Consider the following 14,185-nt stretch of genomic DNA (forward strand, 5'->3'; position numbering starts at 1 on the left):
TGAGCTGTTGTGGATAACTTGTTTTCGGTATTTTGAATTTAAAATTATGAGGGTGATTTGAATTTAAAGATAAGTGGATAAGCTGTTCTGTGTTTTAAATTCAAAAAAGAGCGCCTGTTTTAAATTTAAAAGTTAAGACAATATTGAGTTTTTAAATTTAAATCATGGGGTGTGGATATCTATTTTACCTAGAATAACAGGCTGAAAATATAAGCTTGGTGTCTTTTAGGGGTTCTGTTCGAATCGCGTGCTGTTTAAATCGAAGAAATGAATTTAAAAGTGGATAAGTTTTTTAAATTTAAATGCTCAAGTTATCCGGTATGGTATTTTTGAATTTAAATTGGACTTGTTGATAACTTTTAAATTTAAAATAAAGCCCGAATTATGAATTTAAAAGCAGGGTTTTAAATTTAAAACCGATAAATGAATTCAAAGTTACGTTTCCAAACTATACATCTTCATAGAGCGTGTTAAGGTGGAGAGGAAATTTAAATTCAAAAGTTTTGGTTCAGTCATGAAACGTCATTTTTCTTTTTTTCTAGGCACTGCCTTATTTACTTTTTTCAATCAGGCGCATGCCGAGCTGGTAATTAATGGTGCAGCTGTTTCTACACCAGCCACGACCGCACCGGTCGCCAGCAGTTATACGCCCAATTCTAATTTTCAGGGCTGTATTGCCAATTTGCGTTCGCAGGCCATCGCATCGGGTGTTTCTGGTTCGACCTATGATCGCTATACCCAAAATTTAACCCCGGATTATTCCGTGATTGATAAATTAAATTATCAGCCTGAATTTTCGACACCGATCTGGGATTATTTGTCTGGCCTTGTGGATAACGAGCGCGTTCAGGCAGGGCAGCAAAAATTAAATCAGCACCGTGCAGTATTGAACCGTGTCGAACAGGCCTATGGTGTTCCTGCTGAAACGGTTGTGGCCGTGTGGGGAGTTGAAAGTAATTATGGTGATATTTCCGGTAAATATCCTTTATTACAGGCTTTAGGAACATTGAGTTGTGAAGGTCGCCGTCAAAGTTATTTCCGTGGCGAGTTTTTTGCCACCATGCGTATTTTACAGCGCGGTGATTTAACTCAGGATCAGTTGTACGGTTCATGGGCTGGGGCCTTTGGTCATACCCAGTTTATGCCATCGACTTATGAACGTTTAGCGGTTGATTTTGATGGTGATGGCCGTCGTGATCTGGTTTCTAGTACCACGGATGCTTTGGCTTCAACAGCAAATTTCTTAAAACGGGCAGGGTGGCAAACAGGCATGCCGTGGGGCTTTGAAGTCAAAATCCCGCAAGGCATGTCGATTTCAGGTGAAAGCCGTCGTAATAAAAAGCCATTAAATAGCTGGATTGCGCAAGGCGTGACCCGGGCTGATGGTACCGCATTGATTCAAGGTAATTTATCCGGCAGTACCCCGGCAGGACTGATTTCTCCAGCGGGTGCCAATGGTCCAGTGTTCTTGGTATTTAAGAACTTTGACGCGATTTATAGCTATAACGCGGCTGAAAGCTATGGTTTAGCGATTGCACATTTATCGGATCGTTTACGTGGTGGTACACCATTCTTAACTTCATGGCCAACAGATGATCCGGGTACTTCACGTGCGGAACGTCGTGAAATTCAACAGTTTCTAGTACAACGCGGTTATGATATTGGGACTGTGGATGGATTGATTGGTGATAAAAGCCGTCAGGCTATTCGCCAGGAGCAAACCCGTTTAGGCTTAAATCCGACCGGACGTGCAGGACAGCAGATTTTACGCGCTTTCCGTCAGGAACAAGCCAAAAAAATGATGCAATAAATGATCTATTAAAAAAAGGTCTGCCATATGCAGACCTTTTTTATATTAAGGGGCTGGATCGAGTTTAACGGCTTCTAAAATATCAAAAATCACTGCAGTTACATCCTGACTCAAATCACGGTCATTAAAAATTTCATAAGCAGTAATGGTGACATCCGTATCGCTCGGGAGTTGCTTTTGTTCTTCTTCAACCAGATGTTCGATGGGCAATAAGGTCTGTTTGACTTCCAGATGTAAAATCTCGTCATAGGCGACATTTTCATCTTCCAGCTCAACTTCTTGTTCATTGAAATAGGGAATCAAAATGGAATGGAGAAAGGGGCTAATATCTTCAATATTCAAGAATTCGATATCACGAGTCTGCTCAATCGTACTGATGTGGTCGTTCACTTCAATTAAGATATGATAATAACTCATGCCGATCTCCATTAAGATAAATAGGATGTTTTCATCCACAATAACATGAATAAATCCAAAGAATCGACCCATTCTTGTTACTAAGCAAGCGATAATGGATAAAACACCTATATTTTATAGGGATTAAGGCGCTCGAGAAAAACCCAATAATTCCAGATCGGTATCCGTCAGCTGAAAATCTTTTGCATTCTGCTCCTTAATGCGTGGATACATTAAGGATTTCGGATCTTGAGTATGCTTTAGGCCTAAAGCATGCCCAAATTCATGCGCGAGTGTTAGGCGTAAGTCGTCCATAGATGAAAATTCATAAATAAAAATCTGTTGACCGTGAAACTGACCTTTATGCAGGACCTGAGGTTTAAAGGTCTGGTTAAATGCCGCTACGGATTCAGTCAATTGTTGGTAGAGCTGTTTCGACTGTTCTGTTTGCGCATTGAATTGTTGGACCAGCTGATTGTGTTCAGCAACTTTGGTCTGTAAATCGCTCGCTTGCTGTTGCAGGGTGTGTTGTTGTTGCTGCAGTCGTGCAACTTGCTTTGGGTTTTGAGTGGAAGTTTTCAGATTTTGCAGGGCCTGCTGATACTTTTGCTGATTATTTTGATATTCAATCGTTTGTAATTCGAGTTGAGTCCTGGAGTCAGCGACGCTTTGTTTTAGACGCTGTAATTGCTGATTTTGTGCTAACCAATGCTGTTGTTCCTGCTCAAGCTGGTTCAGATTTTCCGAGCGTTTCATGCTGCGTACTTGACGCTGATCAAATACCAAATGAATGGCAAACTCGGCTTCTGGATCATAGACAAAATACTGTTGTCCGGTATCTTTTGCCCAGATGGCAGCCGCCTGTTGGCTTAACTCAATCATTTGTTGTTGCGTGATATTGAGACGTGGATCCAGATCGGCAATCCGGTAGCGTAGAGGATGCTCGCTGCTATAACGGATTTGTGTTTGAGGGACGTTTGACGAAATTTTGGCAAAAGCTGGCGCTGGGACCAGCATGAACACACATGCAGCCAATAAATGAGAAAAACAACGCATAAAGGGAGATAAAGCTTGAAAAAGGTCGCATTTTAATCAGTTTAAACAGGGAGTCAAATGGATCAACTCAGTGTGAGGTGAGAATTTGGGGAGATATTTCTAGAAAATGAATAAAAATACATATGTAGAAAAAAGCAAGTAAAATATAGCGGAATAAAGCGAGTTTGCAGCTAAAGTGAATAAAAAATAAAATCAGAACAGGTGTTTAATTTTTATTCTTTTTTCATGTATGCGAGTCTAAAAAGCTTGTCTAAACTTGGCAAGGCATAAAATAAAGGATGAAAAATTATTTTATTTTTCATATAAAAGCCAAAATTTAACTGATTGAAAAGTAGACAATGAGTCTAGTGGTTCCTCAATCTTTCTTAAATTGGGTGAATCATTAATACATGGCTTTCACCAGATCTTTATCAGAATCGGTTAATGCGAACTTTTGCAGGTTCTGTTGTTGAATAATCGGATACATCAAAGAGCTTGGATCATCGGTATGCGCAAAACCTAAGGCATGCCCAAACTCATGCGCCAGCGTTAAGCGTAGGTCATGTGTGGATGAAAATTCATAAATCATGATGTGTTTGCCATCAAAATGGCCTTTGTGGAACAGACGGGGTTGAAAGATTTGATTAAACTGATTGGCAGAAGCCACCAGTTGCTGATTCCCTTGATTTAAAGCCTGAAGGTCCTGATTAAGTTGTCGGCTACGTTGATTATGTCGCTGAATGTCCTGTTGCAAAGCCAAAGCTTGCTGCTGTAAGGCAGTTTGGCGTTGAGCCAGTTGATCCGCCAGAACTTTTGAAGAAGAGCGCTGCTGGTTAAAGCGCTGCACATCCAGATTATATTGCTGAAATTGTGCGTTAAGTTGTGCCTGTTTATGGGCAATCAAGGCCGAATTTTGCTGAATATCCGCCTTGAGCTGCTGTAATTGTTGGTTCTGTTTATGCCATTGTTGCTGGTCTTGCTGCAGTTGTTGCAGGCTCTGCACGCGATCTGTACTGCGTTGTTGGCGTTCATCAAAAACTAGATTGATACTAAATTCCGCCTCTGGATCATAGATAAAATTTTGCTGGCCTGTTTCATGTTCCCAGATTTTGGCTGCTTGCTGCGTCAGTTCTAGCACTTGTTGCTGACTTAAATGAAAGCGTGGATCAATATCGGCAATACGATAATGCAGTGTTTTTTTGATGGTTTGATGCTGATGCGGATTAACCGGATTGATATTGGTCTGGGCATAGCTAAGGTGAGGGGAGAGCGTACAGAAATATACTGCAAGCATCGCCATATTCATAATACGCATAAGCCAAACTCCCCTAAATAAGGCTTATTTTTGAGCAGTATTTGATTCAGGTCAAAACGCTATCTATTTAATAAATAAAACTAAAAAGTGTGATTTTTTTCTAATAAATAAAAAAATAACTCGAATAATTTACACAATCTTAAAATCAGCAGCTTGTCGGTTTTTTGTTCATAATACCAAGAGAATCAAAAGATTAAATTTATTAAGCACGGAACAGCTGTATAAATAGCGATAAAAGTCTTGATTGTTAACTTTTGTAAAATATTGATAAATTGGCAATTTTTCCTAATTTTTGATAAAAAATTGCTGCTTTGTGACATTTAATGTCGAGGTGTATTTTGCGCAGAATGTGAATGATCGCTCATTCTGGAAGGTTTTTATTTTCTCTACTTATCTGGCCTTTAACAGACTTAAATCTGCTTCAGTAAGGCGAAAATGCGCTCTATCCTGATCTCTCATAATCGGATGCATCAATGCATGTGGATCATCAGTATGTTGTAGGCCTAAGGCATGGCCGAATTCATGTGCCAGGGTTAAACGTAGATCATCCTCAGATTCAAATTCATAAATCAGAATCTGTTTGCCATTAAATAGGCCTTTATGGAATAAATGTGGTTTAAAACGTTGTTTATATTGGTCAACGGATACATTCAATTGCTGGTCAAGTGCATTAAGCTCATCTACTTGCTGATTGAGCTGCTGAATCTTCTGATTATACTGGTCAATTTCCTGTTTAAGCGACTGTACATTTTGCTGCAAAGCCTGTTGTCGCTGTTGAAGATCATCAGGATTGGCGAATACCGCCGGATTTTGCCGAGCCTGTTGCTGTTTTTGCTGATAGGTCTGGATTTGCTGATTTAATTGTTGCTGTTTTAAGCCTAAAAATTGCCGGCTTTGAAGAATTTCCTGTTCAGTCTGATCTAAGGATTTCTTTTTCTCTCGCCAGCGTTGCTGATTGGATTCAAGCTGGCTTAAATGTTCCCGACGTTGTTCACTCTCGATTTGACGTTCATCATAAATGAGATGTATTGCCAGCTCGGCCTTTGGATCATAAACCAGATAATCCTGTCCTGTACCGTCTTTCCAGATCTGTGCGGCTTGCTCACTGATCGCCTGCACTTGCTCAAGGCTGAGCTTAAAACGTGGATCCACCTCAGCAATACGATAGCGAAGCCGTGTATCAAAGGGTTTGCTGATACGATCGGTCAGTGAGTTAAATTTAAGCTGCGGGTGTTGGTAGGTTTGATAACCCGACCAGAACAGAAACATTGCCAATGTAACAACGAGGAGATGCTTCATTGTTCAGGTGTGCAGAATAAAGATTGATACAGGCTCGGGAGCAGGAGAATTCCCCAGATCAGTGTCGCGAAAATATTGCCCATTTCATAAAAAATAGCACCCAGACCCGATATGAATGTCCAGGAAAAACCTGGCAATAGATAAAGCAGTAGAAAGGGGAAATAGCTATACAGATATAAAGTTCTTGCCCATGGCTTAAAGAAAAATAAACCCGCTAACATGATCACAGCAATGATTGAGGCTAGGCCTGAAAGCAGAATTTCCCAGTTTTGGGGTTCGGTTGCCAGTAATTCCGCTACGGCAACAGAGCGTTGATCATAGGCATCCAGGATTGTGCCTAAACCAATACAAAGCAGTGAAGCACTTAATAACAGTCTAAATTTGGATTTGCTAAGGATAGGATCATTTTTCATTTTTAGTGCTGAAGGATTTTTTAATTGCCTGAATTATACATAAAAAGAATTCAGTTCCTTAAATTGTTGTACGTATTTGCGGAAGGGAGAAATAAGCGGTTGATAGCACATGCATGCCTATGATTTGGCTCAAAAAGTAGATATTTAAAATAAAAAACCGCGCTTACGCGCGGTTTTTTTTTAAAGAGACAAATTATTTTTTGTCATCTTTTACTTCTGTGAACTCAGCATCTACAACGCCATCGTCCGCTTTTTGTTGTTGACCCGCATCGCCACCTTGGAATGCATTTGGATCAAAACCTTCCGCGCCGCCAGCTGCACCTTGTGCTTGTTCATAAGCACGTTGTGTAATTGGCATCAAGATGTTTTGCAAAGCTTCAGTTTTCGCTTTGATGTCTTCAACATCATTTTCTTTAGTTGCTGCTTCAAGTTCAGAAACGGCAGTGCTTACAGCTGTTTTTTCATCTTCAGTGACTTTATCACCAAGATCTTTCACGGCTTTGTTCGAGCTTGAAATTAATGCATCAGCTTCGTTACGCGCTTTTGCAAGTTCTTCAAACTTACGGTCTTCTTCTGCATTCGCTTCAGCATCTTTGATCATTGCTTCGATTTCAGCATCAGACAAACCTGAGTTTGCTTTAATCTGGATTGATTGCTCTTTACCTGTGCTCTTATCTTTCGCTGATACTTTCAAGATACCGTCAGCGTTGATGTCGAACGATACTTCAATTTGCGGTACGCCACGTGGAGCAGGTGGGATATCGCCTAACTGGAAGTTACCCAACAATTTGTTTTGTTGAGCCATTTTACGTTCACCTTGGTAAACCGAAATGTCTACTGCAGGCTGGTTGTCAGCAGCGGTAGAGAACACTTGTGATTTCTTCGCAGGAATCGTGGTGTTTTTCTCAATGATCGGAGTCAATACGCCGCCCATTGTTTCGATACCTAAAGTTAACGGTGTTACGTCTAATAAAAGCACGTCAGTTTTGTCACCAGACAACACTGCACCTTGAATTGCTGCACCGATTGCAACTGCTTCGTCAGGGTTCACGTCTTTACGTGGCTCTTTACCGAAGAATTCTTGTACTTTTTGTTGTACAAGTGGCATACGAGACTGACCACCAACCAAGATTACGTCAGAGATGTCAGAAGTCGAAAGACCCGCATCTTTAAGTGCAATACGGCAAGGCTCAATCGTACGAGCAACTAGGTCAGCAACCAAACCTTCAAGTTTTGCACGCGTTACGTTGATCACTAAGTGTTTAGGACCAGTTGCATCAGCCGTGATATATGGAAGGTTGATTTCAGTTGCATTCGATGAAGAAAGCTCGATTTTTGCTTTTTCAGCAGCTTCTTTCAAACGTTGTAACGCAAGTGGATCATTTTTCAGGTTCACACTTTGTTCTTTCTTGAATTCTTCAACCAGGAATTCAATTAACGCGTTATCAAAGTCTTCACCACCAAGGAAAGTATCACCATTGGTTGATAACACTTCAATTTGCTGGTCGCCATCAAGGTCTGCGATTTCAATGATTGATACGTCAAAAGTACCACCACCTAAGTCGTAAACTGCAACTTTACGGTCGCCTTCTTTTTTGTCCATACCGAACGCAAGTGCCGCAGCAGTTGGTTCGTTAATGATACGTTTAACGTCTAAACCAGCGATTTTACCCGCATCTTTAGTTGCTTGACGTTGCGCATCGTTAAAGTAAGCAGGAACAGTAATCACTGCTTCAGTAACTGTTTCACCTAAATAGTCTTCTGCAGTTTTTTTCATCTTTTTCAAGATTTCAGCAGAGATCTGTTGAGGTGCCAATTTTTTATCGTTAACTTCAACCCAAGCATCGCCATTGTCTGCTTTGATGATTTTGTAAGGTACAAGACCGATGTCTTTTTGTACTGCCTGATCTTCATAACGACGACCAATTAAACGCTTGATCGCGAATAATGTATTTTTCGGGTTGGTTACCGCTTGGCGTTTCGCGCTTTGACCCACCAGGATCTCGCCATCTTTATAAGCGATGATCGATGGAGTGGTACGTGCGCCTTCAGCGTTTTCGATTACTTTTACTTTATCGCCTTCAAGTACAGCAACACATGAGTTGGTAGTACCTAAGTCAATACCAATAATTTTTGCCATTGATTGTGTTCCTCTAAAATTTTGTTGCAATGTTTTTGCTTGTTATTCGATATGAGAGTCAATCGGTTTTTTTCAAGCATTTTTATGAAAAAAAATCAAAAAACTCTCAAATTTCTGCATTTTTGAGCAAATAAATGCTCTGCCCATCGGGATTATTGGCCCACCATCACCATTGCAGGGCGGAGTAGGCGACCATTTAAGGTATAGCCTTTCTGTAAAACAGTGCCGATTTGGTTGGCTTGGGCATTTGGATCAATCCCTACCGCCTGGTGTAAATCTGCATTGAAACCATTTTGGGTGTCTGCTTCGACTACGCCAAACTTCTCAAGCGTGGTCAATAATGATTTCAAAGTCAGCTTAACGCCTTCAAGTACCGGTGTTTCTTCTTCGCCAGCTGCCTGAATTGCACGCTCGAGGTTATCGACAGAATCGAGCAATTCTTTTGCGAACTTCTCAAGCACGGTATCTTTATGCTTTTCAGATTCACGTTGAATACGCTCTACACTTTTCTGCGCTTCATAAACCGCATTGGCAGTACGTGCTTTTTCCAGTTTCAGGCTTTCTTCAAGTTTAGTGATTTGCGCTTGTAAATCTTCAACGCTAAGCTCGTTTGCCTGCTCTACACCTTCAGCTTGAGTTTGTTCAGTCTGTTGCTCATTTTGAATGTCTTGAGCTTGCTCATTGTGCTCATTAGCCATTGATGATCTCCGTTGAAAAAAGTTCTTAAACATGTACAGTCCTTTTGGCGTGAATGCTCTTAGGGTTAAACCCGAACTGCCACATCTTGGTCATTCATTGATAGGGATGAAGTATGGGCAAGCCGACAAAATTCAAGCGCTCAGGTCAATTTAAATCTTTTAATTTTGCTGATTTAAGTAAAAATTCAGGTTTTCAATCACAAAAGCAATAAATTCTTGGGTGATTTTGGGTAAATGTTGCCTTGACGCATAGACCAGCGACAAGGTCAGGTCAGGTGCAGAAAAATCTGTAAATACCTGTTGCAAACGCTGCTGGGCGATGTCCTTGCGTACCAGTAAGGTCGGGAGCATGGCAATGCCCTCAGCTTTAAGACACATCTGATAAAGCGCAATCACATCATTGCTTTTAAACGTAACATTTAATGGATAGTTCTGGGGTTGCTGATCTGTATCAAACAAGGTCCAGTACTGGTTATGAGTATGATGCGCAATACAGTCATGCTGAATCAGCTGACTGGGATGCGACAGGGGCGTGTGGTCTTGTAAATAATGAGGATGTGCGCAAAAGGTTGATTCAATCTGGCAGACCGGCCGTGCAATTAATCCATCAGCCACTTTTTGGGTAATACGCAAAGCCAGATCGACATGTGCATCGATGAGGTCAACGGTATTCTCTGTTAAATACACATCAAAATGGATCTGGGGATAGCGCTTTTTAAATTGTTTAATACATTCATTGACACCAAGCTGAAACAGAAACAGACCACAGGTAAAACGGATGGTGCCGTTATGTTGTTCGGGCGCAGCCAAACCTTCCAGTAACTGTTGTTGCTGTAAAATATTCTCACAATACACCAGCGCTTTTTCACCAGCGGGGGTGAGCGACACCTTACGGGTATTACGTTGAAATAACCGGGTTGAAAATGTCTGCTCAAGATGTTCCAGATAACGGGACACCATGGCTTTGGAATAATCCAGATGCTCGGCTGCTTTACTCAGATTGCCTTGCTGCGCAATACAGACAAAGACTTGAATGGCTTTTAAGGTATCCATGTTTATTATCATTGTTGCAAGATATGCAACATTTTATCTTAGTTTAGAGTGTTTCTTCAGCAATAATTGCAATTTAAAGTGTTCTTTATCAGATTGGAGACGATAAGATGAATACCAAACCTTACATCCTTGCTTTATCAGCTTTAGCAGCAACATCTGCTGCATTTGCACAAGATTTAAAAATCCAGAATTTTCTGGCTCAACCTGACCATTTTGGCGTAACTTCAACTCTAATTGAAGGGGATAAAGAAGTTTTACTGGTCAATGCGCAATTTTCTAAATCAGAAGCATTGCGTATTGCTGCCGACATCTTGGATAGCGGTAAGACCTTAAAAACTATTTTTGTCAGCTATGGCGATCCAGATTTCTATTTTGGCTTAGACGTATTTAAACAGTACTTCCCGAATGTTCAGATCATTGCGACACCAGAAACGGTGAAACATATTCAGGATACACAAGCCTTGAAAGTTGCATATTGGGGACCAAAAATGGGCGCCAATGCACCAAGTCAAATTATTGTGCCACAAGCGTATAGCGCGAAGACTTTAAAACTCGAAAATCAGGATATCGAGATTAAAGGTAAAAAAGAACTGACTTATTTATGGATTCCGAGTGCGAAAGCTGTCGTTGGTGGTATTCCGGTATCTTCGGGTATTCATTTGTGGACAGCCGATACCCCGACAGTCAAAGATCGTGCTGAAGTGGTTCAGGCTTTAGAAAGTATTAAGGCACTCAACCCGAAAGTAGTGGTACCTGCCCATATGAAAGCAGGAGCGGCACAAGGTCTAGAGGCGGTGAATTTCTCGATTGATTATTTGAAGCAATATGAGAAAGCTGTGAAAAGTACAAAGAACTCGGCTGAGCTGGTGAAAAAGATGCAAACGCAATATCCAGCGTTAGGTGAGTCGAGTAGTCTGGAACTTGGCGCCAAAGTCGTGAAAGGCGAGATGAAATGGCCTTAATTATGGGCTAATCAATGAAAACCGTGATGAAAATGCACGGTTTTTTTATATCTGCTACATTTATTTTTAATCATAATTACTTAATTGTAATCTTTTAGGACGGTTGTGCTGTGTTTCTATGAATTATAAAAAAATAAGATAACGGCTTTTTTCATTTTCTATGACAGTAAAAATCCCTGAAAGTGCTGTATTGATAAATGCTTAGCGTTTGCCGAAGGTTGAGAGAATACGTGAATTAAGCAATGAGTTGCTTTAAGAAAAATTGCAAAACAATGCGGCTTACATAACAAACTGCAACTAATCCTCATCACGTCCGTGAAAAAAATTGTGAATGATAGGCATCGCAAAGACAACTTTGCTTTTTGTCATAATGAAAGGAAATACGAAATGAAAAAGTTAGCATTGATTTCTGCAGTTGTAGCTGGTGTTGCATTAACAGCTGTAGGTTGCTCGTCTCAAGCTGGTTTGGATGCTTCTGGTTCAGCTCAAACAAGTGCAAGCCCAGCAGGCGTTCAAGGTGGCGTTGGTGTAGAAGCGGGTTCATCAGTCGATGTTCAACCAGGTGGTGCTTCTGCTGACGTTTCAGGCTCTGTATCAGGTTCAGCAGGTGCCGGCGCGCAATAATTTTTTATTGTTAAGTTCGCTTCGCATAAGATTGAACAACAGATGCCGCATTTAATCTTATTCATGTACTGCTATACATAACGCGAAGCTAACTTACTCATAAAAATGACACTTTTAAAGTGATATAAAACTAGAGCTAACCGGTTAGCTCTAGTTTTATAGTTTGACAATAAAAGCTTAAAACAGCATTGAATTGACATAAAAAGTAGCTGTGAATAAGCACTATGGTTAATGACTTTTTAGCAATAGCCCTTTAGCGTACGACTTATTTCAAATCTTGAACTTGATCTAAGACTTTATAAAAGCATATAGTCGAAGACAACAACAATGATGGACAGAGCGAGAAAAGGGGACAGAAGTGACAGCATTACCTCCAAAAATACAAACACTGTTAGATAAAGGACAAGGCCCTGCTGCACGAGCGCTCGATAAGCTGCCCAAAATTGTACAAGAATCTCTGGCCAAGCTTTTAGGCTATCCTCATCAATATCCAGATTTAGATGCATTTACCAAGTGTTTGATGGCTGTTCAGATCAAGCAAGGCCGTATCGGTTTTATCGGTGACGATCCGATTGACTCCCGTCGTCAGTTTGATGCGCAAATGTTGGCGATTCTCAATAAACCCACTTCGATTGAATCGGTTGAAGATATTCGTTTACCGCTCCAAAGCGGCACGGTCTTCGCTCGCCATTATCATCCGGCACCCAATAAAAAATTGCCGATGCTGGTGTTTTATCACGGAGGAGGCTTCGTTGTTGGCGGTCTGGATACGCACGATGAAGCCTGTCGTCTGATTGCCAAGCATGCCAAAGTACAGGTTTTAAGTATTGATTATCCGCTGGCACCTGAAGCTTCACCGCAGTTATTGATAAAATCATGTGAAGATGCGTTGGCATGGGTTTATCAAAACCGCCGTCAATTGAAAATCTATAAAAACCGTATTGCCGTTGCCGGAGACAGTGCCGGTGGAAATATCAGTACGGTAGTGGCTCAACACGCCGTCGGCAAATCTTATGCGCCACAGGCACAGTTACTGATTTATCCTGTGGTTGATTTTAAAAGCAGACATCCTTCCTTCTATGCGTATGGTGAAGGTCTGGTCCTCACCAGTAAAGATGTGGATTATGTAACAGACTATTATGCAACCCAGCAAAATGTAGCTCTGGATGATCCATTAATTTCACCAACGTATGGCAGTCTTAAAAAGCTTGCCCCCGCGTATGTGATCACGGCTGGTCATGACCTGCTGCATGATGAAGGTGCCATCTATAGTCATAAACTCAGACAAAATGGTGTTAAAGTCCAATATGTCGATTATCCAGATCAAACCCATGGTTTTATCAATTTGACCCCCGTCTCAAGTAAGGCAAAACGTAATACCATTGAGGTGGCGAAGAACTTTAGAAAGTTCTGGGATAAACACAGTTGATTATCGAGTTAATTACCAAGCGCCGATGTTTCACGTGAAACATCGGCGCTTTGTTTCAGGTAACAAATAGAAATAGCAAAAACAGTTTTGCAAAATTAAGATGAAGATCCACAACACGTCTATTTCCAAGCTGAGAAAAGCAATGATGAAAAAGTTGTTCATGACAACAAGTTTAATTTTGGCAAGCGGTCATTTATTTGCAAATACCATGGTTGATATGAAAACCAGTATGGGGAATATTGAAATTGAGCTATTTGATGATAAAGCACCAATTTCAGCAAAGAACTTTGAAAGCTACGTAAAAAGTAACTTCTATACAGGCACAATCTTTCATCGCGTGATTCCTGGTTTCATGGTGCAAGGTGGTGGACTAGAAGCCAACATGGTTGAGAAAAGTACGAAAGCGCCGATTGTGAATGAAGCAAGTAATGGATTAAAGAATTCCCGGGGTACTTTAGCCATGGCGCGTACCAGTGATCCGAACTCTGCAAGCAGTCAGTTCTTCATTAATGTGGCGGATAATAACTTTTTAAACAAATCAGCGATGGATGCAGGCTACGCCGTTTTTGGTAAGGTCACTAAGGGCATGGATATTGTTGACAAGATCGTGAGTGTTCCGACTGGTAACTATGGAATGCATCAAAATGTGCCTAAACAGCCCGTTAAAATTATCAGTGTTCAGATAAAGAACAAGAAGTAAAAAGCAAAGCAGAAATATGAATAAAATATTTCTGCTTTAAATTTATGTGGTTACAAGAAATTTGCTTAAAATACATGCATGTTTGTGTGTAAAAAAAGAACACTCAATAAAACAAGGGTTTAAAAAAGCTTGCACACTAAAAAAAATCTCCTATAATGCACACATCCCGACGCAATGAAGCAAAAATAACTTAGCTTTAACGGTTAAGTTGTTAAATATTTATTGCGTTTTATTTATCGCTGACGAGGCGATAAAGAGATCATTAAGAGAATAGAAGAACAACTTGTGTGGATTTTTACTGGTTGATCGAT

At 40.7% G+C, this 14,185-nt stretch carries 13 protein-coding genes; 5 read left to right on the forward strand and 8 right to left on the reverse strand.

The annotated features are described in order from the left end of the window. The first annotated feature begins 514 nt into the window (after window positions 1-514). Window positions 515-1,810 (forward strand): lytic murein transglycosylase, encoded by a 1,296-nt coding sequence (locus ACNQO6_RS17770; protein WP_440209821.1) that lies wholly within the window; start codon window positions 515-517, stop codon window positions 1,808-1,810. A 45-nt stretch (window positions 1,811-1,855) separates the two neighbouring features. Here ACNQO6_RS17770 and ACNQO6_RS17775 read toward each other — a convergent pair whose 3' ends face one another. The 8 genes from ACNQO6_RS17775 to ACNQO6_RS17810 all read right to left on the reverse strand — a co-directional run bounded on the left by ACNQO6_RS17775 (window position 1,856) and on the right by ACNQO6_RS17810 (window position 10,159). Next, on the reverse strand, window positions 1,856-2,239 hold the full coding sequence (locus ACNQO6_RS17775; protein ID WP_165569325.1) for a hypothetical protein: 384 nt from the start codon (window positions 2,237-2,239) through the stop codon (window positions 1,856-1,858). 111 nt (window positions 2,240-2,350) lie between these two features. Continuing rightward, window positions 2,351-3,262 carry a matrixin family metalloprotease gene (locus ACNQO6_RS17780; protein WP_440209822.1) on the reverse strand — a complete coding sequence of 304 codons (912 nt, stop codon included), beginning with the start codon at window positions 3,260-3,262 and terminating at the stop codon, window positions 2,351-2,353. Between the two features lie 382 nt (window positions 3,263-3,644). Further along, window positions 3,645-4,556, reverse strand: coding sequence for a matrixin family metalloprotease (locus ACNQO6_RS17785; protein WP_440209823.1), 912 nt, complete (start codon window positions 4,554-4,556; stop codon window positions 3,645-3,647). Window positions 4,557-4,946: 390 nt separating this feature from the next. After that, window positions 4,947-5,855, reverse strand: coding sequence for a matrixin family metalloprotease (locus ACNQO6_RS17790; RefSeq protein ID WP_440209824.1), 909 nt, complete (start codon window positions 5,853-5,855; stop codon window positions 4,947-4,949). Further along, window positions 5,852-6,268, reverse strand: a complete 417-nt coding sequence (locus ACNQO6_RS17795) for a hypothetical protein (protein WP_440209825.1) — start codon at window positions 6,266-6,268, stop codon at window positions 5,852-5,854. Before ACNQO6_RS17795 ends, ACNQO6_RS17790 begins: the two co-directional genes overlap by 4 nt. Before the next feature lie 193 nt (window positions 6,269-6,461). Further along, window positions 6,462-8,408 carry a molecular chaperone DnaK gene (dnaK, locus tag ACNQO6_RS17800; protein ID WP_009506244.1) on the reverse strand — a complete coding sequence of 649 codons (1,947 nt, stop codon included), beginning with the start codon at window positions 8,406-8,408 and terminating at the stop codon, window positions 6,462-6,464. Between the two features lie 152 nt (window positions 8,409-8,560). After that, window positions 8,561-9,106, reverse strand: a complete 546-nt coding sequence (gene grpE / locus ACNQO6_RS17805; RefSeq protein WP_005228204.1) for a nucleotide exchange factor GrpE — start codon at window positions 9,104-9,106, stop codon at window positions 8,561-8,563. A gap of 159 nt (window positions 9,107-9,265) precedes the next feature. Further along, window positions 9,266-10,159, reverse strand: a complete 894-nt coding sequence (locus ACNQO6_RS17810; RefSeq protein ID WP_150957395.1) for a LysR family transcriptional regulator — start codon at window positions 10,157-10,159, stop codon at window positions 9,266-9,268. Window positions 10,160-10,266: 107 nt separating this feature from the next. On the opposite strand from ACNQO6_RS17810, the gene ACNQO6_RS17815 reads away from it, so the two are divergent. From ACNQO6_RS17815 to ACNQO6_RS17830, 4 genes are all read left to right on the forward strand, one after another. Next, window positions 10,267-11,121, forward strand: coding sequence for an MBL fold metallo-hydrolase (locus ACNQO6_RS17815; protein ID WP_440209826.1), 855 nt, complete (start codon window positions 10,267-10,269; stop codon window positions 11,119-11,121). Between the two features lie 387 nt (window positions 11,122-11,508). Beyond that, a complete protein-coding gene (locus ACNQO6_RS17820) occupies window positions 11,509-11,745 on the forward strand; it encodes a hypothetical protein (RefSeq protein WP_005281513.1) in 237 nt (78 codons plus the stop codon). Window positions 11,746-12,103: 358 nt separating this feature from the next. Then, window positions 12,104-13,174 carry an alpha/beta hydrolase gene (locus tag ACNQO6_RS17825; protein ID WP_032871448.1) on the forward strand — a complete coding sequence of 357 codons (1,071 nt, stop codon included), beginning with the start codon at window positions 12,104-12,106 and terminating at the stop codon, window positions 13,172-13,174. Window positions 13,175-13,316: 142 nt separating this feature from the next. Further along, window positions 13,317-13,874, forward strand: coding sequence for a peptidylprolyl isomerase (locus tag ACNQO6_RS17830; RefSeq protein WP_440209827.1), 558 nt, complete (start codon window positions 13,317-13,319; stop codon window positions 13,872-13,874). Window positions 13,875-14,185: the final 311 nt, after the last annotated feature.

Source organism: Acinetobacter calcoaceticus (genome assembly GCF_051947995.1).
In the GTDB taxonomy this organism is placed as follows: domain Bacteria; phylum Pseudomonadota; class Gammaproteobacteria; order Pseudomonadales; family Moraxellaceae; genus Acinetobacter.

What these genes read in the sequence shown, in the direction of transcription:
- ACNQO6_RS17815 (WP_440209826.1), top strand. Translation starts at nt 10,267, where the DNA reads ATGAATACCAAACCTTACATCCTTGCTTTATCAGCTTTAGCAGCAACA.
- ACNQO6_RS17810 (WP_150957395.1), bottom strand. Translation starts at nt 10,159, where the DNA reads ATGGATACCTTAAAAGCCATTCAAGTCTTTGTCTGTATTGCGCAGCAA.
- ACNQO6_RS17790 (WP_440209824.1), bottom strand. Translation starts at nt 5,855, where the DNA reads ATGAAGCATCTCCTCGTTGTTACATTGGCAATGTTTCTGTTCTGGTCG.
- ACNQO6_RS17830 (WP_440209827.1), top strand. Translation starts at nt 13,317, where the DNA reads ATGATGAAAAAGTTGTTCATGACAACAAGTTTAATTTTGGCAAGCGGT.
- ACNQO6_RS17770 (WP_440209821.1), top strand. Translation starts at nt 515, where the DNA reads ATGAAACGTCATTTTTCTTTTTTTCTAGGCACTGCCTTATTTACTTTT.
- ACNQO6_RS17820 (WP_005281513.1), top strand. Translation starts at nt 11,509, where the DNA reads ATGAAAAAGTTAGCATTGATTTCTGCAGTTGTAGCTGGTGTTGCATTA.
- ACNQO6_RS17795 (WP_440209825.1), bottom strand. Translation starts at nt 6,268, where the DNA reads ATGAAAAATGATCCTATCCTTAGCAAATCCAAATTTAGACTGTTATTA.
- grpE (WP_005228204.1), bottom strand. Translation starts at nt 9,106, where the DNA reads ATGGCTAATGAGCACAATGAGCAAGCTCAAGACATTCAAAATGAGCAA.
- dnaK (WP_009506244.1), bottom strand. Translation starts at nt 8,408, where the DNA reads ATGGCAAAAATTATTGGTATTGACTTAGGTACTACCAACTCATGTGTT.
- ACNQO6_RS17780 (WP_440209822.1), bottom strand. Translation starts at nt 3,262, where the DNA reads ATGCGTTGTTTTTCTCATTTATTGGCTGCATGTGTGTTCATGCTGGTC.
- ACNQO6_RS17785 (WP_440209823.1), bottom strand. Translation starts at nt 4,556, where the DNA reads ATGCGTATTATGAATATGGCGATGCTTGCAGTATATTTCTGTACGCTC.
- ACNQO6_RS17775 (WP_165569325.1), bottom strand. Translation starts at nt 2,239, where the DNA reads ATGGAGATCGGCATGAGTTATTATCATATCTTAATTGAAGTGAACGAC.